Source organism: Ureibacillus sp. FSL W7-1570, assembly GCF_038593265.1.
GTDB classification, from domain to species: Bacteria; Bacillota; Bacilli; order Bacillales_A; family Planococcaceae; genus Ureibacillus; species Ureibacillus suwonensis.
Map to the genome: position 1 here is coordinate 365,481 of NZ_CP151979.1, position 20,961 is coordinate 386,441.

Below are 20,961 nucleotides of genomic sequence, written 5' to 3' on the forward strand. Positions count from 1 at the left end.
CACCTCAAATTGTTTGAGTAGTGTACCCGTTCATATGAATTATATACGAACGCATGTACGTGTCTGCGTGTACATATTGCTTCTTGAAAGGTGGAATCGCAATGAATAATCCCTTGTTTCTGATGGATGTAAATGAACTGGTGCTCGGTGCGGCCCGTGGTCCTTTGGCGAACATGCACCCGATGGACGTCATGTGGGTTTCCTTTTATTCCATCCTGGCAATGATCATTTCCATTCTCATGTTAAGTGCAGCCCGCAAATGGGTAAAAAACGAGATCTTGTCCTTTTTCATTCGAATCATCGCTTTTATCATCTTTTTAATTGGAACATTATTAATGGTTTTAGTAATCTTCACATGGCCATCATAATCTCAGGAGTGAAAATCGATGAAAAATAAACCCATATTCTTGGTAATGTTGCTATTAACATCCTTTTTATTATCCGGATGTTTGTTTCCTCAGGAAGAGCGGGTGGAAAATCAAATCCCTGACGAAGCCCAGCTTATTGCGGTGCAGAATGCCGTCGATCAATATAAAGCGGAAACCGGCGTATTGCCGATAAAAAACAAAGAGATGGATACAGATATCTTTATCAAATATCCGATCGATTTTTCCAAACTGGTGCCAAAATATTTGGCGAATGTTCCTGGGAATTCTTATGAAAAAGGCGGCATTTTCCAATATATTATCTGGGATCCGGAAAACAATCCTACTGTGAAATTGGTAGATTTGCGGTCTGCAGAGACGTTGAGAGAACTGAACCTGCGTCTTCTCTCATCCAAATACATGATGTATAAAGAGCAAATTGCCGACTACGTATATTCGATAGATTACAAAAAATTGGGGTATACGAAAGAACTGACGGTTCCGAGCCCTTACTCGAACAACCACTTGCCATTGGTCGCATCTACGGAAGGTAAAGCCTATGTGGATTATTCCATCGATTTGGCTCAATTCCTAAAAGAACATGACATCAAACCAAAACCGGGCGAAGATATCCGTATGTACCTGGTGGAAGCTTATCCTGTTGTGCCGGCCTATTCGTTGCCTTACACGGTAAACGAGGACAATGAACCGGTCTTTATGTATGATCCAACAAAAAAATAAAAAATTTTAGCCTTGTACGACTTTTCGTGCAAGGTTTTTCATATTTTAGATATATAATTCATAGATTGAAGTACGTAAAGGAGGAGCTACAATAGGGGAACAAATATTTCAACAAATAGCGGAAAGAACAAATGGCGATGTATATATTGGTGTTGTAGGGCCTGTGAGAGTTGGAAAATCCACATTTGTGAAAAGAATGATGGAGTCCATTGTGCTTCCGAACATCGTTGATGAAGAAGAGCGGAAAAGAGCGCTGGACGAGCTGCCCCAAAGCTCACCCGGTCCTGTCATTATGACGGCGGAACCGAAATTTGTTCCTGCCCATGGAACGGAAATTTGTATTGGGGAAAATGATATACCTTTCCGCATCCGTTTTGCTGATTGTGTGGGTTATGTCATTGATGGGGTAAAAGGGTATGAAGATGAAAACGGTCCAAAATATGTACACACCCCGTGGAATACGGAAGCCATTCCGTTCCAGGAAGCGGCACGCATCGGAACCGATAAGGTGATTCGGGATCATGCCAACATCGGGGTAGTTGTAACAACAGACGGTACAGTGAACGGTATTGCCCGGGAAGCTGCGCAAGTGGCGGAAGAACAAATTGTTGAACAACTGCAGGAAATCGGTAAACCATTTGTCATCATTTTAAACAGCCAATATCCGAACAACCAAAATACGCAAAGATTGCGCAATGAATTGATCGCCAAATACAATGTGCCGGTCATTGCCACATCCATAGATCAAATGTCGATCAATGACATGGAATATATTCTCGAAGAAGCATTGTATGAATTCCCTGTGGAAGATATTGAAGTGGAAAAGCCTGATTGGCTGGACGTTTTAGAACCTTCCCATCATGTCAATGCGACACTTTCGGATGCGGTTGGAAACGTCCTTAATTCTGTCACAAAAATCCGGGATGTTCATAAAGCGGTGGAAGAATTAAGGGACATCGATTTTATCGAAAGTTGCGATATCGAAAAAGTCGATGCCGGAATCGGTGTGGCTACGGTGCGCATTACATTGAAACCGGAAATTTACAAAGCGGTATGCAATGAATTTTTGGATGCACCGATCGACACGAAAAAAGATTGGCTGCTCTTCATCAAAGAGGCGCAGGAGGCGAAAAAAGCCCAAAAACGCTTCCGCGAGGCGATTGAAGAAGCGACGGTGAATGGTTATGGCGTAACGCTTCCGACAATGGAAGAGTTTGAACCGAGCGAGCCGGAAATTATCAAACAAAATAATTTCTACGGCGTCCGGATGAAGGCGAAAGCCCCTTCATACCACATTATCCGCGTCGATATGGAGTCTGAATTCTCGCCTTTGATTGGATCGGAGTTCCATAGCCAGCAGCTTCTAAAAGATCTGCAATATGCTTATAAGCACGATCGCGAAGCATTATGGCAAACTCCATTATTTGGCACGCCCCTTCATGAAGTGTTGACGGAAAGCATCCGTTATAAGATGAATGCTGTTCCGCCAAGCGCGAAGAAGAGAATGCGCCAAACAATTGAAAGAATGGTGAATGAAGGAGAAAAAGGACTCATCACGTTTATTATTTAAAAAATGTGAAATAATAAAAATAATGGAATGTTATATAGGACTTTTTGTCAAGTAGACGAAAAGTCCTTTTCGTTGTCTAATGTTTAAAAAAATACAACTTTTCTTGGACAAACATGCATAAATACAGTTGCACCGCGTATTTCAATATGTTACTCTTTTTACATGATTTAGCTTTTCTAACCCTTTGAGAGGAGGTGAATAGCATGAATAAAACAGAATTAGTGAACTCTGTTGCTGAAGCTGCGGGTCTTTCCAAGAAAGATGCTTCTAAAGCAGTAGATGCAGTATTCGATATAATTCAAGACACTCTTGCAAAGGGTGACAAAGTGCAATTAATCGGTTTTGGAAACTTCGAAGTTCGTGAACGTGCTGCACGTAAAGGACGTAATCCACAAACAGGAGAAGAAATTGAAATCGCTGCAAGCAAAGTTCCAGCTTTCAAACCAGGTAAAGCACTTAAAGAAGCTGTAAAATAAAAAGCTTCTTTAAAATTACATAGAGCAGTCGTCATGAATATGATGACTGCTCTTTTTACATATTAATTATAATATTAATAAACGATAAATCAATTTTAACATCCGGATCAAGAAAACTCATCAAAAAATTCAAATTTTATAAAAGCCTTTTGCGATTCACGTCTGTATGTGCTACGATTCAATTTGACAGTGTTGTGTTTTGTCGATTTAGGAGGAACATTTATGTCGAATGTTGATTTAAAAAAAATAGAAGAAGCTGTAAAAATGATTCTGGAGGCCGTAGGAGAAGACGTTAATCGTGAAGGACTCATTGATACGCCCAAACGGGTTTCAAAAATGTATGAAGAAATGTTCAAAGGTTTGAATGAGGATCCGAGAAGTCTGTTTGAAACGGTCTTTCATGAAAATCACGATGAACTTGTTCTTGTAAAAGATATTCCATTTTATTCAATGTGTGAACATCATTTAGTTCCATTTTACGGAAAAGCTCATGTTGCATACATACCCCAACAAGGACGGGTGGCAGGTTTAAGTAAAATAGGACGATTGGTGGAATCGGTCAGTCATCGACCTCAATTGCAAGAACGGATTACAACGACCATTGCGGATATTTTAATGGAAAAATTGGAGCCCCTGGGCGTTTTTGTCATGATTGAAGCGGAGCATATGTGCATGACGATGAGGGGATTAAAAAAACCCGGGACAAAAACGGTCACTTCTTGCGCAAGGGGAATTTATGAAGAAGATGCTGTAAAACGCCAAGAAGTAATTTCATTTATTCAAATGTCTTAATTAACATACCAGTTTATGTTATGATAACAAAGAAAAAGAGATGTGAGGGAGAAGTATGAACCAATCCGATTATGTCGTAATTGAAGCCGAAGAAGATGGCGTACATGTAATTGGTTTAACCCGTGGTGAAGATACAAAATTTCATCATTCCGAAAAATTGGATGCCGGGGAAGTAATGATCGCTCAATTTACTGAACATACTTCCGCCATGAAGATACGGGGAAAGGCGAAAATTTATACAGCCCACGGCATCATTGAAAGCCAATCAAAAAAGTAACCAGTTTTGTATGACGACTGTAATAAGTGCAGGAGACAGTGCCTGAATGTGGAATGGAGTAATACCTATGGATATATCATACATTGAAAAGCATATTGAACAATTGAAAAATGATATATATCGAAATGTGGAACATAAAACATTGGTGAAATATACTGGGAATCCATTGGTGGATGAAAATCAATTATTTTACTTGCTGTTGCCGTTTTTTGATGGGGAAGCTTGGGATGATGACATATATCAAGGGGTGATTACGGTTGGTATAGTACAGGCATCCCTTGCAAAACATAATCTTGTCGACGAGTATGATGCAACAACGAAACAGCAGCAGCTGACAGTGCTTTCTGGCGATTATTACAGTGGTCGTTATTATGAAATCTTAGCTAAATCCGGTAATATTTCATTAATCCGTCAACTTTCTGAAAGCGTTATAATCAGATCGGAACATGAAGTGCGGGTATATGAACCGACCAATTATGCCATCGACGATTGGTTTGACAGCTTATCTGTGATCGAATCAGAATGTATTAACAGGTTTTACCAAATATACAATTTCAATCAATATTCAAAGATTATGCAGAACAATTTATTGATTCTTCGATTGCAAAATGAACTATTAAACTATAGAAAAGGTAATAGCTCACGTTTTTTACAAAAAATGAAGGAAAGCGTTGGACCTGATGATTCTTTAAATTTCGAAAAGTATCTTCAACATAGAATCGAAGTGCTTGTTGACCAATTGCGAGAATTGTTACGTACCTCTTCTATGAAAGCTGAATTGAAACAATACATTGCAGAACGGTTGATTAGAGAGAGTTAAGAAAGGTAATGAAAAAAATGGCAAAATCCAAAGAGCAACGTGTCCATGAAGTCTTTGAAAAAATTTATCAAAATTACGATAAAATGAATTCGGTGATCAGTTTCAATCTTCATGTCAGATGGCGTAAAGATATTATGAAACGAATGAAAGTCAAGCCAGGTTCGAAATGTCTGGATGTATGTTGCGGTACAGCCGATTGGACGATTGCGCTGGCAAAGGCGACAGGGGAAAGCGGCGTTGTAATAGGACTCGATTTTAGTAAAAATATGTTGAAAATTGGAGAGGAAAAGGTGAAACCTTATCCTCAAGTGGAGCTGATCCATGGCAATGCGATGGAACTCCCATTCGAAGATAATACTTTCGACTATGTTACGATTGGATTCGGATTACGGAATGTTCCGGATTATATGCAAGTATTAAGAGAGATGCATCGCGTATTAAAGCCTGGCGGAATGGTCGTTTGTTTGGATACATCACAGCCGGAAATTCCGGTTTATAAACAATTGTTCCGTTTCTATTTTCGATACATCATGCCGCTATTCGGAAAAATTTTTGCGAAGAGTTATGAAGAATATTCGTGGCTGCAAGAATCTGCGAGCGCTTTCCCTGGCATGAAAAAACTGGCCCAAATGTTTAAAGAAGCCGGATTTGTCAATGTCACATATAAAAGCTATAGCGGTGGTGCGGCAGCAATGCACATGGGATACAAAAAAGGAATTTAGGGAGAGGTTAACGAGTGGAAAAGATGAAATTAAAAATGCTCTATTCCGATTTCAAACCGGATATAGATATCATCGAAGCAGAATTGGAAAAAGCTCTCAACTCAACGTCGCATGTATTAAACGACGCCTCTCTCCATCTATTACGTGCGGGCGGTAAAAGAATTCGCCCACTTTTTGTTTTAATGAGTGCAAAATTTGGTCAATATAATATTGAACGAATGAAGTACGCTGCTGTGCCTCTTGAATTGATCCATATGGGTTCCCTTGTTCACGATGATGTCATTGACCATTCCGACATGAGACGGGGGCGTCCAACCGTCCGTTCCCAGTGGAATAACCGGGTCGCAATGCTCACGGGAAACTTTATTTTTGGACGGGCCATCCAATATGTATCCCATATCGAAGACCCGAAGGCGCATCAAATACTGGCCAGAACAATGGTGGAAATATGCAATGGAGAAATTATCCAAATTGAAGATAAATATCGTACGAACCAAAATTTGAAGGACTATTTCCGCCGCATTAAACGAAAAACCGCCATCCTCATAGAATCGAGCTGTGAAGTGGGAGCGGTTGTCGCAAATGTGGATCCTTTGAATACACAGCGATTAAAAAGATTCGGCTATTATGTCGGCATGAGTTATCAGATCGTGGATGACGTGCTGGATTTCATATCGACGGATAAGCAGCTGGGCAAACCGGCAGGCAGCGATTTATTGCAAGGAAACATTACGTTGCCGATTTTGCTTATGAAAGATCATCCGAAAATCACCCGATTTATTGAGCGGGCTTCCAAAGGGGAGGTCACGGAAGCGGAACGGCTGGAAATGCTTCAAATCGTCCGCAAATCGGATTCCATCAAAAAAGCGCTGGAAATAAGCGACCGCTATTTGAAAAAAGCGATGAAAGAAGTTGAGAATTTGCCTGATAATCCGGCAAAGAAAAAACTGAAAGAAATCGCATTATTTATTGGAAAACGCAAATTTTAAAAATTTATTCCCCACCCCATATTGATAGTTGAAGGTTGAGCTTGAATTTGTTAATATTTAGCGGTGAGCAAAAACCTTATTTTGGAGAATTAAGGAGTTGTTAGGACATGGCAATTGAAAAAACATTTCTTATGGTAAAACCTGATGGTGTAAAACGCCAAGTAATCGGAGATATTATCGACCGTTTTGAACGTCGTGGATTTGTATTGCGCGGAGCTAAATTAATGAATGTTCCACGTGAATTGGCTGAAAAACATTATGAAGAACATAAAGAGAAGCCATTCTTTAACGAATTGGTTGACTTCATCACTTCCGGACCGGTATTTGCAATGGTTTGGGAAGGTGAAAATATCATTAAATTGGCTCGCGTGATGATGGGAGCTACGAAACCTGAAGAAGCTCAACCAGGTACAATCCGCGGTGATTATGCAGTGACAATTTCCGAAAACGTTATTCACGGTTCCGATTCACCGTCATCAGCTGAACGTGAAATCAAATTATGGTTTAATGATGAACTAGTTTAATCATCCACGTTTATTTCTGTTGCTTTAAGCTATTCCACAGCAATCCTCTCGCTGTCGGGATAGCTTTTTATTTATACTTCTTTTCCATTTAATATGAAGTTGATATAAAAAGGTTTGTGTTATTCAACATAAGTTAAAGATTATTTTCACCGTTGGAAATTCACTTTTTGATTTTTTTATATATTTCAGAAAAGAAAAATTTTGTATATAATAGGTGTACGTCATTAGAGGGGATCGATAATCATGAATGACTATGAACTGTTTGTTCAAGGAATAAAGAGATTGACCGGAATCGATTTGTCGCTGTATAAAGAAGCGCAAATGAAACGTCGATTAACCTCACTTTATGAAAAAAAAGGGTACAACAATTTCGTGGATTTTTTGCGTGGGGTTGAAAAAGACAGAGATTTATTAAACGAATTCCTGGATCGGATGACGATAAATGTTTCTGAATTTTATCGAAATTCAAAACGTTGGGAAGTCCTTCAAAATAAAATTTTCCCCAAACTGCTGGAAAAAAATAAGCGCTTGAAAATATGGAGCGCGGCATGCTCGACGGGGGAAGAACCTTATACAATTGCCATGGTGCTTTCCCAACATGTGCCTTTATCTTATATTCAAATATTGGCAACGGATATAGATGTAAATTGCCTTCAAAAAGCGAAGCGGGGGGTTTATCCTGAGCGTTCTTTGGCGGAAGTCCCTCCGAACGTCAAATCGAAATACTTTATTCAGGAAGGCCAATTTTACAGGGTAAAAGATGAAATAAAAAATACGGTAACTTTTAAAAAGCACAATTTGTTAAGTGACCCATATGATAAAAATTTTGATCTAATTGTTTGTCGCAATGTCATGATTTATTTCACTGAAGAAGCAAAGGATCATATCTATAAAGAATTCAGCAATTCTTTGCGGCCAGGAGGCATTTTGTTTGTAGGATCGACGGAACAAATTTTCAATCCTGCCCGTTATGGTTTTGAAGTGGAAGATACGTTCTTTTATCGGAAAAAATGAGGGTGAAAAGGGCGCTTTTCGACATTGTGCGAAAAGCGTATTATCTTTTATTCGAACGTCATTTTATACAATTTGTTCGATTCATCATGTTTTTTAACTACTGTTATGTTATATTAAAGAATACATACTTTAACGAGTTGAAGGGAGAAAGTGTTTGATGAGATATTTAACTGCGGGGGAATCCCACGGTCCTCAATTAACGACGATTATTGAAGGGTTGCCATCCCTTTTGCCGATCACTGCAGAACAAATCAATTATGACTTAAAACGACGCCAGGGGGGGCACGGCCGAGGCCGCCGCATGCAAATCGAAAAGGACACAGTTGAAATTGTAGGCGGCATCCGGCATGGGAAAACATTAGGTTCCCCCGTAGCGTTGGTTGTCAAAAATGATGACTGGAAACATTGGACAAAAATTATGGGAATCGAACCCCTTCCCGAAGATGTGGATCCTGCAGAAATCAAGCGCCAAATTACAAGGCCGCGCCCTGGACATGCGGATTTGGTGGGCGGAATCAAATATGGCCACAGGGATTTGCGCAATGTGCTGGAACGTTCCAGCGCAAGAGAAACAACTGTCCGGGTTGCTGTCGGATCCGTTGCCAAAGCGTTATTAAAAGAATTGGGCATTTCCGTTGTCGGTTATGTGACTGAAATTTACGGAATCAAAGCGGATACATCAAAAATTGCGGGAAAATCCGCTGACGAAATTCGTAAAATGGTCGAAGAAGATCCTTGCTATACGGTGGATCCGGAAGCTTCAGCGAAAATGGTTCAGGCAATCGATGAAGCGAAAAAAGATGGGGATTCCATCGGCGGTGTTGTGGAAGTGATTGTGGAAGGGATGCCGCCGGGCGTTGGGTCTTACGTTCATTATGACCGGAAATTGGATGCCAAATTGGCCCAAGCCATGATTTCCATCAATGCTTTCAAAGGCGTGGAGTTTGGCATCGGTTTTGAAATGGCCCGCAAAAGAGGTTCTGAAGTGCATGATGAAATTATTTGGGACGAAGAACACGGCTACAGCCGCAGAACAAATCGTTTAGGGGGCGTTGAAGGGGGCATGTCTACCGGAATGCCAATCATCGTCCGCGGTGTCATGAAACCAATTCCAACCCTTTACAAGCCTCTTGAAAGTGTGGATATTGAAACGAAAGAACCATTCAAAGCGAGTGTGGAACGTTCCGATGCTTGCGCGGTGCCGGCTGCCTCCGTTGTTGCGGAATGTGTCATCGCATGGGAAATCGCCAAAGCGATTGTTGAACAGTTCCATAGCGATCAATTGCCGCAATTGAAAGCGCAAATCGAAGAAGTACGTAAATGGGCGAAGGAGTTTTAATTATGCGAATTCCAGTGAATGCAAAAAGCCATTCCTACGAAGTGTTCATCGGAAGCGGAATTTTACGTTCCGCTTGCGATGCTTTAAAAGAGAAAATCGAAAAAGCGGATAAACTCGTTGTATTTACCGATGAGAATGTTTGGCAGGCACAACAGCAATATTTTACAGAAAACTTTCCGTATCCTTTTGAAGTGTTTGTAATGCCAGGGGGAGAAGCGTGTAAAAGTTTTAAAAATTTTGAAGATGCCCACACTTTTTTAATTGAGAATCAATGCTCAAGAAAATCCTTCCTGTTTGCCTTTGGCGGGGGAGCTGTCGGGGATTTGACGGGATTTGCCGCCGCTACGTTCATGCGCGGCGTTCCTTATATTCAAATTCCGACGACGATTTTGGCCCACGATTCGGCGGTAGGTGGAAAGACGGCCATCAATCATCCTCTTGGCAAAAACATGGTCGGCGCATTCTATCAGCCGGAAGCGGTCGTATATGATATCAACTTTTTATCCAGTTTGCCGACAAAAGAAATCCGTTCAGGAATGGCGGAAGTCATCAAACATGCGCTGATTTCCGATGAAGTGTGGCTGAAAGAGCTGATGCAGACACCATCCATCACGGACATCGAAAAACCTGTGTTGGCGAAACACTTGAAATCAGGCATCGAAGTGAAGGCAAACATTGTCGAGCAGGATGAAACCGAGCATTCGGTCCGAAAGTTTTTGAACTTTGGCCATACATACGGCCATGCCATCGAAGCGGCGGCAGGCTATGGAGGTCTTGCTCATGGAGAAGCGGTCATGATCGGAATGGTGTATGCCCTTCTCCTCAGCGAAAAATACGGTCGGATTTCCCGCGAATTCACAAAGGAATTTGTGAAGTTCGCCTATAAAAACGAATATCCGTTGAAGCAAGTAAACAATTATTCTTTTGAAGATTTATATGAATATTTAATGAAAGATAAAAAGATAGAATATGGAAAATTGAAATTTGTTTTACTGCAAGAAATAGGAAAACCTTTTGTGAAAGAAATTGAAGAAAAGGAATGCCGGGAAGTGGATAGTGAACTTCGCTGTCTGCTGGAGGAGGTATGCAAATGATTCGCGGCATACGTGGAGCAATCACCATTGAATCTAATACACCCGAATTGATTTATAGTGAAACAGAGAGATTGGTAAAGGAAATGGCAAGAGTGAACAAGATCGATCCCGAGGATATCGCTTCGGTCATTGTCACAACAACACCGGATATCAATGCCGCATTCCCAGCGAAGGCAGTCCGTTCCATTGAGGGTTGGAAATATGTGCCGACGATGTGCACACATGAAATGAATGTGCCCGGCTCATTGCCTTTATGTATCCGGGTATTGATGCACGTCAATACGACAGTGCCTCAAAAAGACATTCAGCATGTTTATTTAAATGATGCTGTAACCTTAAGACCGGATTTAGTGAATGAAAATCGATAAGAAGGAGCGTTCATCATGAAATTCAAAAAACAAATTTATGGAATGAAAGCATATCAACCAGGTAAACCTATCGAAGAAGTTCAAAAAGAATTTGGTTTAAAAGAAGTGGTGAAACTGGCTTCTAACGAAAACCCTTTTGGCTGCTCACCAAAAGTGAAAGAGTTCATCCAAAATAACGGTATCAATTTCGCCATCTATCCGGACGGTTATGCCCAAGAACTTCGCACAGCTGTGAGCAACCATCTTGGGGTGGAAGAAACACAATTGCTGTTCGGAAACGGTTCGGATGACATCATCGCCATTATTTCACGGGCGCTGCTTTACCCTGGCGTCAATACGGTAATGGCGGATCCATCTTTCTCCCAATATAGCCACAATGCGGAAATTGAAGGGGCGGAAGTTCGGAAAGTGCCGTTGAAAGATGGCAAGCATGATTTGGAAAAAATGTTGGAAGCCATTGACGAAAACACTTCCATTGTATGGGTCTGCAATCCGAACAACCCGACCGGCACAATTGTTGCGGACGAAGAATTAAACGCATTTTTGAAGAAAGTGCCTCAAGATGTGCTGGTTGTATTGGATGAAGCCTATTTCGAATATATTACAGATCCTTCTTATAAAGATTCGCTTCATTACATTAATGAATATCCAAATGTCATTATTATGCGCACATTTTCGAAAGCGTACGGTTTGGCCGCATTCCGCGTAGGTTATGCCATCGCCCAAGCGGATTTGATTGCCAAATTGGATCCGGTGCGCGCTCCTTTCAACAACACGGTGTTGAGCCAAAAAGTGGCCATTGTCGCATTACAGGACCAACAATTCATTAAAGAGTCAGTGGAGCAAAACGAAAATGGAAAACAGCTGTTTGTCGAGTTTTGCAATAAGCATGGACTAAAATACTATCCTACACAAACAAACTTTATTTTATTTGAAGTGAAAACAGACAGTGATGTCATCTTCCAAGAAATGATGAAACGCGGCTTTATTGTTCGCAGCGGAAATGCCTTGGGCACACCTGGATACATCAGGGTTTCCTTCGGCACAGAAGATCAAAACCGCCGATTCTTATCAACTCTTGAAGAAGTATTGAAGGAGCAGGGAGTATTGGCATGACCCGCAACGTATTAGTCATTGGTTTAGGATTGATTGGGGGATCGCTGGCATTGGCTTTGCAGAAATCCCCCCAAACAAAAGTGGTTGGCTATGATATATCCGAAAAGACGAGAGAACTGGCCAACACGTTGAATATTGTGCACGAAGTTTCGGACGATGTGGAGGAAGCGGCAAAAAAAGCGGATTTCATTTTTTTTGGAACGCCGGTCAATGCCACCCTTCAATGGATGGAAGAGTTGAAGCATTGGGAATTGAAAAAGAATGTCATCATTTCTGATACGGGCAGCACAAAAGGATTAATCATGAAAAAGGCGGAGGAACTGCGCGCGCAAGGGATCACCTTTATCGGCGGACATCCGATGGCGGGTTCCCATAAGAGCGGAATTACCGCCGCCAAACCATACCTATTTGAAAATGCTTATTATATATTGACTCCGTTTGAAGATGAAGATGGAAATAAAATTATCGCTTTACAACAGCTGCTGAAATATACATTGGCCAGATTGGTAAAACTGAGTGCGGAAGAACATGATCATATGACGGCGGTGGTAAGCCATTTTCCTCATATTGTAGCCGCTTCCCTTGTTCATCAATTGCATGAAGAAAATAAAAAATATCCGATGACTGGCATGCTGGCTGCCGGGGGGTTCCGCGACATTACCCGGATCGCTTCATCCAACCCGATGATTTGGCGGGATATTACATTGCAAAACCGGGAAGAACTCATCGGGCAAATGGATGCCTGGATCGATGAAATGCAGAGGGTAAAGAAAATTTTGATGGAAAATGATGATGCGTCCATCGAAGAATATTTTAAAACGGCAAAAGATGTACGGGATGCATTGCCTATTTCCACCGGAGCATTCTATACTACATACGATTTATATGTGGATATTCCGGACTACCCTGGTGTCATTTCGGAAATCACGGGTTATTTGGCAGAAGAAAAAATCAGTATTACGAATATTCGAGTGGTGGAAACGAGAGAAGATGTCTTCGGTATTTTAGTCATCAGTTTCCAAAACGAAAAAGATCGGGAGAAAGCGATGAATTGCATTCGTTCACATACGAACTTTGAAATGCATGTCTCTTAACTCGTATGTGGAAAGGGGGAAATCAAATTGACTGCAAAAGTATTGGCATATAACAAACCTCGTCTGGAAGGAATCCTGACGGTGCCGGGGGATAAATCCATTTCCCACCGCGCGGTTATGTTTGGCGCGATTGCAAAAGGAAAAACGACGGTCACCGGTTTTCTGCCAGGAGAAGATTGCTTAAGTACAATCGATTGTTTCCGCAAATTGGGCGTTGATATTCAAGTGGATGGCACAAATGTCGAAATTAACAGCCCTGGAATGGAAGGTTGGCAAGAACCAAAGGAAGTTTTATATACCGGCAACTCCGGAACGACGACAAGATTGATGCTTGGCATTTTAGCCGGCACCAATTTTCATAGTGTGATGACAGGCGATGCTTCCATCGGAAAACGTCCAATGGGGCGCGTCACAAAGCCTTTGAAACAAATGGGAGCGCTGATCAATGGCCGGGAAGGGGGACAATATACGCCTCTTGCCATTCAAGGAACAAAATTAAAGGCGATCGATTATACAATGCCTGTTGCGAGCGCGCAAGTAAAATCGGCAATTCTTCTTGCAGGCCTTCAAGCGGAAGGAACAACGATTGTAAGGGAAAAGGAAGTTTCCCGCGACCATACCGAACGCATGCTGAAACAATTCGGGGCAAACATTGAAGTGAAAGATGGGGTCATCTCCATTGAAGGTGGCCAGCAATTGAAAGGAACTCACATTGATGTGCCAGGCGACATTTCCTCCGCCGCCTTTTTCTTAGTGGCTGGCGCGATTGTTCCAAACAGTGAAGTGGTTTTGAAAAATGTGGGCATCAATCCGACGAGGGCCGGCATCATTGAAGTGATGCAACAAATGGGTGCCGATTTGACGATTGCTCAGGAAAAATCGGATGCGGCCGAACCGACAGCTACCCTCACGGTGCGCACTTCCCATTTAAAAGGAACAACAATTGAAGGGGAAATCATCCCTCGGCTGATCGACGAAATTCCGATCATTGCACTTCTCGCAACGCAAGCGGAAGGAACAACGATTATCCGCAATGCGGAAGAGTTGAGAGTAAAGGAAACCGACCGCATTGAAGCAGTCGTGACCGAGTTGAAAAAACTTGGCGCGGATATTACGGCTACGGAGGACGGCATGATCATCAACGGTCCAACAAGCTTAAAAGGCGCCAAATTGTCCACTTATGGCGATCACCGCATAGGCATGATGGCGGCAATCGCTTCACTCATTACCGAATCGCCGGTTGAAATTGACGATGCCGATTGTATTGCGATTTCATATCCAACATTTTTCGAACATCTTGATTTATTATTAAAGTAACGGGGAATAAAAGGTTCATCGCTTTGAAGATGAACCTTTTTTCTTGTCTAGTGAAATATAGTTTTGTAGCATAATGGTAGAAAAAGAAAGCAAAGGTGAGAGAATTGAATATCATTACACAGGACATCATCCAGGCAATCGAAGGCGGCGAAATCGACCGTGTCGATACATTGTTGGAATCTCTATTTTTAAAGGAAACTCCGGAAGTGCAATATGGAATTTACGAATTGTTATTACAATACGGGTATCTGCCACAAGCGAAAAAAGTACTGGAACATTTGCGTTTCCTTTTCCCAGATGAGGCGCAGATTGCAATCGATTATGCTTCGGTGCTCATCGAATTGGGGGAAGAAGAAGATGCCCTTGATCTATTGTTGACAATCGATGAAAGCGCACCGGAATATCCTCAGAGTTTACTCATTTTGGCGGATTATTATCAAATGCAAGGATTATATGAAGTGGCGGAAAAACGCATTAACGAAGCGTTGGAAATCCTCCCTGACGAACCGCTGATCCGGTTTGCCAAAGCGGAATTGCTTGTTGAAATGGGGCGTTTTACAGAAGCGGCACGCATTTATGAAGAACTGCATAAACAACAGAAAGAAATCGCAGGAGTACTGCTTGCGGAAAGACTGGCGGAAGTATACCGCGCAGGGGGAGGATATGAAACGGCGCTGGATTATTACATGGAAGCATTGGAAGAAAAAGTGACCGCCGATTTGCTATACGGGAGTGCCTACTGCGCGTTCCAGTGCGAAAAATATGAAACGGCCATCAGACAGCTGGAAGATTTGAAAGAACTGGATCCGGATTATTTCAGCAGCTATTTGTTGCTTGCCCAATGCTATGCGATGCTTGAGGATAATCAAAAAGCGTACAGCATTATAAAAGAAGGAATCAAACGGGATGAATTCGAAAAATCCTTCTACTTATTTGCCGGAAAAATCGCGTTGAAAAATAAACTTCCTGAAGAAGCAATCGGCCATTTGCAAAAGGCCGTCGCGTTGGATCCGGAATACATGGAAGCCATCTTGGTGCTGATGTCCGTCTACCATCAGATGGAGAGGTACGACGATATTATTGAATTGTATGAAAGCCTGCAAAAAGAACAATTTGAATGGATTTCTTTATTCCCATTTGTTGCGGATGCATATGCAAAAAATGAACAGTACGAGCGAGCATACGAAATTTATAAATCAGCATATAATGAATTAAAAGATGATCCTTCTTTTCTAGAAAACTATTGTTATTTCCTCATTGAAGACGGAAAGCGCGATGAGGCACGGGAAGTGGTTCAGCGCTTGATCCAATTACAACCGACAGAAGTTGAATGGGTAGATTTACTTGAGAGTTTAGAATAGGGGAGGGACATTCATGACTTCTTCCGTACCAATCGTCGACAAAAAGAACTTTGTTCGCTGGTTTCTGAAAAACTTCCAATTGAAGCGGCGGGAATGTGTCTGGATATTAAATTATCTGCTGAGCAACGATGAGTTGCTTGAAAATATTCATTTCGTCGAAGAAGCTCATTATTGTCCTAGGGCAATTGTGATGTCGAGTGTTGATTCCAATGGTGTGCCGTTCCGATTCTATAAGGGCAATATTATGACGAGTGATGCCGAAAAATCCTTTCATGATTTGAGGCTCTATCCAAACGAAGACATGTACATTCAGCTGAATTTTCCGAATGTGCCGCCAAACCAGCTGTATTTGGCTGTCTTAGAAGAAAACCCATATATGCCAAAATATTTGAATATCAATGAAAAAGACCGGTTGATCGCGGAAGAAATTCTCAATACGAGCATGCTGACATTCCAGGAAGAGAAACTGTTAAGAGAAATCGATGAAGCACTCGACCAAGGAGATAAAGAAAAGTTCTTGGAACTTTCGAATCTGTTGCAGGCTTTGAAAGAAACTTCAAAACACTAGCGAAATTCAGTCGAAAGAGATACTCTTTTCGACTGGATTTTTTATTTTCAGCATCTTTTTCCAACGGAGTGGGGTATAATATTGAGTAATGATGAAAAAATGTGTCTTTGGAGGAAAAAATAATGTATTTTCAGGTAAAAGATGTACAACAATATCAACAGAACAAAGAATTTATTGATACGGCAATCGTTCCGCTGGTATCTTTGGATTTTGCGGAGGATAAGATTGTCAAAAGCAGTTCGGAAGCGGAGTTTTTAATGGCATTGACTTCCTTTATTGAGCAGCAGTTCAAAGGCCGCTTGATGTTGATTCCTCCATATTCCTACACCGAGGATATGAAAGACGAGAAGCTTGTCCAAACTTTGAAAAAGAATATTCAAGAAGGGGGTTTCAAGCATGTCATCTTTATCACATGCGATCATTTTTGGACAAAGTTACAGGATGTGATAGACGTGATATGGTTGCCTGCGATTCCGATCGAATCGATGGATAAGGATGTGAAAAAACGGATATTGGAAGAACAATTAAAACAGGTGCTTCCGGTGCTGTCATCAAAGTGGTCGCAACATTAACAATTCCTTCAAGAATTGTTCACAATCTAATGAAATCCAATATATTGCAATATTGACCTGCCCATTTTATTGATATATCATAGATATGTCCTAGTTTATACTATTATTAATTATAAGTAATTATGTCTGTTGGACTGACCTTTAAGTTAGAGGGGGGAAAAGGATGAGTAACAAAAAAGTTTCAAGACGTCAATTTCTTAACTACACTTTAACTGGTGTTGGTGGATTTATGGCGGCAGGTATTTTAATGCCAATGATTCGTTTTGCAATTGATCCAGCTTTACAAGTAAAAGCTGAAGGTGATTTCATACTTACTAGCCAAAAAGTAGCTGACTTAACAGACGTACCTGTACGTGTTGACTTCTCTTATGAACAAGTAGACGCTTGGTATAAGTCAGAAGTTTCCGAAATGGCTTGGGTTTACAAAGAAGGCGACAAAATTATAGCGCTTTCACCAGTTTGTAAACACTTAGGATGTACAGTAAACTGGGAAGGCGGCGAACACAAAAACGAATACTTCTGTGCATGTCATGCTGGTCGCTATGAGAAAAATGGTAAAAACATTCCGGGTACACCGCCAACAGGTCCGCTAGATCAGTATGAAGTTTCTGAAAAAGACGGTTACTTAATGCTTGGGAAGAAAATACCAAACACATTAGTTTAATTAGTTAGGGGGTACAACACAAGTGCTAAATAAATTATATGATTGGGTCGATGAACGTTTAGATATCACCCCAATTTGGCGTGATATTGCCGACCACGAAGTGCCAGAGCACGTAAACCCTGCACATCACTTCTCTGCATTCGTATACTGTTTCGGAGGACTTACATTCTTTATTACAGTCATCCAAATTTTATCTGGTATGTTCTTAACAATGTATTATGTGCCAGATATTGAAAACGCTTGGAAATCAGTATACTACTTGCAAAACGAAGTAGCATTTGGTGAGCTTGTGCGCGGTATGCACCACTGGGGAGCATCATTGGTGATCGTCATGATGTTCTTACATACGCTTCGTGTATTCTTCACAGGTTCTTATAAGAAACCTCGTGAGCTTAACTGGATTGTAGGTGTATTAATTTTCTGTGTAATGTTAGGTCTTGGATTTACAGGATACCTACTTCCTTGGGACATGAAAGCGTTGTTTGCGACTAAAGTAGGACTTGAAATTGCAGGTTCTGTTCCATTTATTGGTGAATTAATTAAAATCTTGCTTGCTGGTGACGCTACAATCATCGGTGCCCAAACTTTGACACGTTTCTTTGCGATTCACGTATTCTTCTTGCCTGCTGGTTTATTCATCTTGCTTGCAGTGCACTTTATTATGATTCGTCGTCAAGGTATATCAGGACCACTATGATTTGATTTTGTGTTTTGATTCGTTAGTTCAAAAGGAGGGGACAACATGCATCGCGGAAAAGGAATGAAATTTGTCGGCGACTCCCGCATTAAAGCGAATAATAAAATGCCGAACAAGCCGAAAGACTATTCCGAATATCCTGGAAAAACAGAAGCCTTTTGGCCGGACTTCTTACTAAAAGAATGGATGGTTGGTGCTGTTTTTCTAATCGGATATTTAATTTTAACGGTCGCTCATCCTTCACCATTAGAGCGTCCGGCTGATCCAACAGATACATCGTACATTCCATTACCAGACTGGTATTTCTTATTCTTATACCAATTATTGAAATATTCATTTGCTTCTGGTGACTACAACGTTATCGGTGCAATTGTAATTCCAGGATTAGCCATTGGGGCACTATTATTAATGCCTTGGTTGGATAAAGGACCTGAGCGTCGTCCATCAAAACGACCAATTCCTGTTGCAATTATGTTATTAGTTGTAGCTTCAATGTTCTATTTAACTTGGGAATCTGCGGCTCACCATGACTGGGAAGCTTCAAAAGCTCAAGGTCAAATCACACCAAAAGATTTAGGTTTAATCCCAGATATTGAAATCGATGAAAATTCTGAAGGATATAAAATCTACCAAACTCAACAAACATGTATAGGTTGTCACGGTGGTGATTTAACAGGTGTTGGCACTAACCCTATGCTACTAGGTAACGAATTGACTGCTGATGAAGTTATTGATATCATTAAAAACGGTCGTGGTGCAATGCCTGGTGGACAATTCTCTGGTACTGATGAGGAATTAAAAATCTTAGCAGAATTCATTGCAAGTTTGAAAGAAGAATAATTTATTTTTTATTGTAGGGGCTAGTTTGATACTGGCTCCTTTTTTATGCAATTTGATCAAATACATAAAATTCTGAAAAAGTTCACATTCTACACTCATATTTGGTAATATTACTTATGAAAAAATGGAATCCGATATTCCGGTTTTTTGCAAAAGGAGAAACAGAATGAAAAGTTTATTGCCGCAAATGATGTATTTACTTCAACACCGATCTATATTAACCATGTTGTTTATCATCAATTTTTTAGGCACCATTTACGGATACATTTGGTATATGCCTCAACTTTCAAGAACAGCCCCGCAATTTTTGCTTTTTGTGCCAGACAGTCCGACGGCCAGCTTATTTTTCTGTTTTGCCATCATCGGCTGGTTGTTGGGGACAAACTTCAAATTGTTGGAAGCCCTTGCCCTCATTACATTGGTGAAATACGGTATATGGGCAGTTGTGATGAATATACTAACATTGATGGAGATCGGATCAATTGGATTGGCTGGATGGATGCTGGTTTTTTCCCATTTTATGATGGCGGTTGAAGGAATTTTATATATCCCAAAATACCGTTTTACCCTCGGGCATATCATCATCGCTGCAATCTGGACTTTACATAATGATGTAATCGACTATGTATACGGTCAGATGCCGACATATAGCAGCTTATATCAATATGCAAATCACATCGGTTATTTCACTTTTTGGTTGTCCATCCTCTGTATCTGCATTTCCTATTATTCTTTTAAAAAGCGCGATTATTTGCATAAAATATGATAAATATTTAGAATAAATATTAGGAAAATAAGGAAAGGGGAACTAAGAAACCAGGATGTACATTCTATATTTTGTAATCATTTTATTATTGCCGATTTATGCTCAATTGAAAGTGAAACGCACTTATAATCGTTATTCTCAAGTTGCCGCTTCAAAAGGATTGACCGGGGCGCAAGTGGCGCGAATGATTTTGGACAGCCATGGACTATATGATGTCCGCGTTGTTCCAACACAAGGCATTTTATCCGACCATTACAATCCAATGACGAAAACAGTGGCATTATCGGAAGGGAACTATTACAACGATTCTTTGGCAGCCATTGCTGTTGCGGCCCATGAATGTGGACACGCTGTGCAACACCAGGAATCCTACTCATTTTTGGTCATGCGTTCAAAACTTGTTCCTGTTGCCAATTTCTCATCCAACTTATCTTGGATTTTTGTAATGATTGGGATCATTGCGCAAAGTACGAACATGCTTCTATTGGGTATAATCCTGCTTGCTGCCGGCGTCTTGTTCCAGGTGGTGACATTGCCAGTGGAATTTGATGCTTCCAAGCGGGCAATGAATGAAGTTGTTCAGTTGGGAATCATCAACAATCATGAAGAACCCGGTGCAAGAAAAGTGTTAAGCGCGGCGGCATTGACATATGTGGCAGCAGCAGCTGTGGCCATCCTTGAATTGTTGCGATTAATTTTGGTGTTTACAAATATGAGTTCTGATGAAGATTAATTTTATGGCGAATCATTGCAAAAAGAGGGGCTGTCCGAAAAGTCGATTGAATCGACCTTCGGCTCAGCCCTTTTTTCTGTTTTTAGGGTACAAAAAAATCGTCCTTTTTTATAGAATGAAATTGACCAAAAAACATTCTAAA

25 protein-coding genes are annotated in these 20,961 nt (G+C 41.0%); all 25 read left to right on the plus strand.

The features are described from left to right. The first annotated feature begins 101 nt into the window (after positions 1-101). The 25 genes from NST13_RS01825 to NST13_RS01945 all read left to right on the plus strand — a co-directional run bounded on the left by NST13_RS01825 (position 102) and on the right by NST13_RS01945 (position 20,819). Entirely contained in the window at positions 102-368 is a 267-nt protein-coding gene (locus NST13_RS01825; RefSeq protein WP_342581251.1) for a DUF2768 domain-containing protein, read from the plus strand. Positions 369-386: 18 nt separating this feature from the next. Beyond that, positions 387-1,106, plus strand: a complete 720-nt coding sequence (locus tag NST13_RS01830; protein WP_342469688.1) for a hypothetical protein — start codon at positions 387-389, stop codon at positions 1,104-1,106. A 91-nt stretch (positions 1,107-1,197) separates the two neighbouring features. Continuing rightward, positions 1,198-2,676: a stage IV sporulation protein A gene (spoIVA, locus tag NST13_RS01835; protein ID WP_342471316.1), complete on the plus strand. Its 1,479-nt coding sequence runs from the start codon at positions 1,198-1,200 to the stop codon at positions 2,674-2,676. A 203-nt stretch (positions 2,677-2,879) separates the two neighbouring features. Further along, a complete protein-coding gene (locus NST13_RS01840) occupies positions 2,880-3,152 on the plus strand; it encodes an HU family DNA-binding protein (RefSeq protein WP_208649539.1) in 273 nt (90 codons plus the stop codon). Positions 3,153-3,374: 222 nt separating this feature from the next. Then, on the plus strand, positions 3,375-3,944 hold the full coding sequence (gene folE / locus NST13_RS01845; RefSeq protein WP_342581252.1) for a GTP cyclohydrolase I FolE: 570 nt from the start codon (positions 3,375-3,377) through the stop codon (positions 3,942-3,944). A gap of 55 nt (positions 3,945-3,999) precedes the next feature. Next, positions 4,000-4,221, plus strand: a complete 222-nt coding sequence (gene mtrB, locus NST13_RS01850; RefSeq protein ID WP_208649541.1) for a trp RNA-binding attenuation protein MtrB — start codon at positions 4,000-4,002, stop codon at positions 4,219-4,221. A gap of 67 nt (positions 4,222-4,288) precedes the next feature. After that, on the plus strand, positions 4,289-5,041 hold the full coding sequence (locus tag NST13_RS01855) for a heptaprenyl diphosphate synthase component 1 (RefSeq protein ID WP_342469686.1): 753 nt from the start codon (positions 4,289-4,291) through the stop codon (positions 5,039-5,041). A 17-nt stretch (positions 5,042-5,058) separates the two neighbouring features. Further along, positions 5,059-5,763, plus strand: a complete 705-nt coding sequence (locus NST13_RS01860) for a demethylmenaquinone methyltransferase (RefSeq protein ID WP_342469685.1) — start codon at positions 5,059-5,061, stop codon at positions 5,761-5,763. A gap of 14 nt (positions 5,764-5,777) precedes the next feature. Beyond that, positions 5,778-6,752: a heptaprenyl diphosphate synthase component II gene (gene hepT / locus NST13_RS01865; protein WP_342581253.1), complete on the plus strand. Its 975-nt coding sequence runs from the start codon at positions 5,778-5,780 to the stop codon at positions 6,750-6,752. A 107-nt stretch (positions 6,753-6,859) separates the two neighbouring features. Continuing rightward, positions 6,860-7,276, plus strand: a complete 417-nt coding sequence (ndk, locus tag NST13_RS01870) for a nucleoside-diphosphate kinase (RefSeq protein WP_342469683.1) — start codon at positions 6,860-6,862, stop codon at positions 7,274-7,276. Positions 7,277-7,519: 243 nt separating this feature from the next. Further along, complete coding sequence (locus NST13_RS01875) at positions 7,520-8,290, plus strand: protein-glutamate O-methyltransferase CheR (RefSeq protein ID WP_342469682.1); 771 nt, start codon at positions 7,520-7,522, stop codon at positions 8,288-8,290. A gap of 157 nt (positions 8,291-8,447) precedes the next feature. Further along, positions 8,448-9,629 (plus strand): chorismate synthase, encoded by a 1,182-nt coding sequence (aroC, locus tag NST13_RS01880; protein WP_342581254.1) that lies wholly within the window; start codon positions 8,448-8,450, stop codon positions 9,627-9,629. 2 nt (positions 9,630-9,631) lie between these two features. Further along, positions 9,632-10,723: a 3-dehydroquinate synthase gene (gene aroB / locus NST13_RS01885; protein WP_342581255.1), complete on the plus strand. Its 1,092-nt coding sequence runs from the start codon at positions 9,632-9,634 to the stop codon at positions 10,721-10,723. Continuing rightward, positions 10,720-11,091: a chorismate mutase gene (gene aroH / locus NST13_RS01890; RefSeq protein WP_342581256.1), complete on the plus strand. Its 372-nt coding sequence runs from the start codon at positions 10,720-10,722 to the stop codon at positions 11,089-11,091. Before aroB ends, aroH begins: the two co-directional genes overlap by 4 nt. A gap of 15 nt (positions 11,092-11,106) precedes the next feature. After that, on the plus strand, positions 11,107-12,207 hold the full coding sequence (gene hisC / locus NST13_RS01895; RefSeq protein ID WP_342581257.1) for a histidinol-phosphate transaminase: 1,101 nt from the start codon (positions 11,107-11,109) through the stop codon (positions 12,205-12,207). Next, entirely contained in the window at positions 12,204-13,301 is a 1,098-nt protein-coding gene (locus NST13_RS01900) for a prephenate dehydrogenase (protein WP_342581258.1), read from the plus strand. Before hisC ends, NST13_RS01900 begins: the two co-directional genes overlap by 4 nt. Before the next feature lie 27 nt (positions 13,302-13,328). After that, positions 13,329-14,618, plus strand: coding sequence for a 3-phosphoshikimate 1-carboxyvinyltransferase (gene aroA / locus NST13_RS01905; RefSeq protein WP_342581259.1), 1,290 nt, complete (start codon positions 13,329-13,331; stop codon positions 14,616-14,618). A 104-nt stretch (positions 14,619-14,722) separates the two neighbouring features. Continuing rightward, positions 14,723-15,979 carry a tetratricopeptide repeat protein gene (locus tag NST13_RS01910; RefSeq protein WP_342581260.1) on the plus strand — a complete coding sequence of 419 codons (1,257 nt, stop codon included), beginning with the start codon at positions 14,723-14,725 and terminating at the stop codon, positions 15,977-15,979. 13 nt (positions 15,980-15,992) lie between these two features. After that, positions 15,993-16,547: a ReoY family proteolytic degradation factor gene (locus NST13_RS01915; RefSeq protein ID WP_342469675.1), complete on the plus strand. Its 555-nt coding sequence runs from the start codon at positions 15,993-15,995 to the stop codon at positions 16,545-16,547. 122 nt (positions 16,548-16,669) lie between these two features. Beyond that, positions 16,670-17,119 carry a YpiF family protein gene (locus NST13_RS01920; protein WP_342469674.1) on the plus strand — a complete coding sequence of 150 codons (450 nt, stop codon included), beginning with the start codon at positions 16,670-16,672 and terminating at the stop codon, positions 17,117-17,119. A 163-nt stretch (positions 17,120-17,282) separates the two neighbouring features. Next, the gene (locus tag NST13_RS01925) at positions 17,283-17,783 is read left to right on the plus strand and encodes a ubiquinol-cytochrome c reductase iron-sulfur subunit (protein ID WP_342581261.1); all 501 of its coding nucleotides are present in this window, start codon (positions 17,283-17,285) and stop codon (positions 17,781-17,783) included. 22 nt (positions 17,784-17,805) lie between these two features. Beyond that, positions 17,806-18,480 carry a cytochrome b6 gene (locus NST13_RS01930; RefSeq protein WP_342581262.1) on the plus strand — a complete coding sequence of 225 codons (675 nt, stop codon included), beginning with the start codon at positions 17,806-17,808 and terminating at the stop codon, positions 18,478-18,480. Positions 18,481-18,525: 45 nt separating this feature from the next. Then, on the plus strand, positions 18,526-19,320 hold the full coding sequence (locus NST13_RS01935) for a c-type cytochrome (RefSeq protein ID WP_342581263.1): 795 nt from the start codon (positions 18,526-18,528) through the stop codon (positions 19,318-19,320). 166 nt (positions 19,321-19,486) lie between these two features. Further along, a complete protein-coding gene (locus tag NST13_RS01940; protein ID WP_342469670.1) occupies positions 19,487-20,086 on the plus strand; it encodes a DUF1405 domain-containing protein in 600 nt (199 codons plus the stop codon). A 55-nt stretch (positions 20,087-20,141) separates the two neighbouring features. Then, a complete protein-coding gene (locus tag NST13_RS01945; RefSeq protein ID WP_342469669.1) occupies positions 20,142-20,819 on the plus strand; it encodes a zinc metallopeptidase in 678 nt (225 codons plus the stop codon). Positions 20,820-20,961 lie beyond the last annotated feature (142 nt).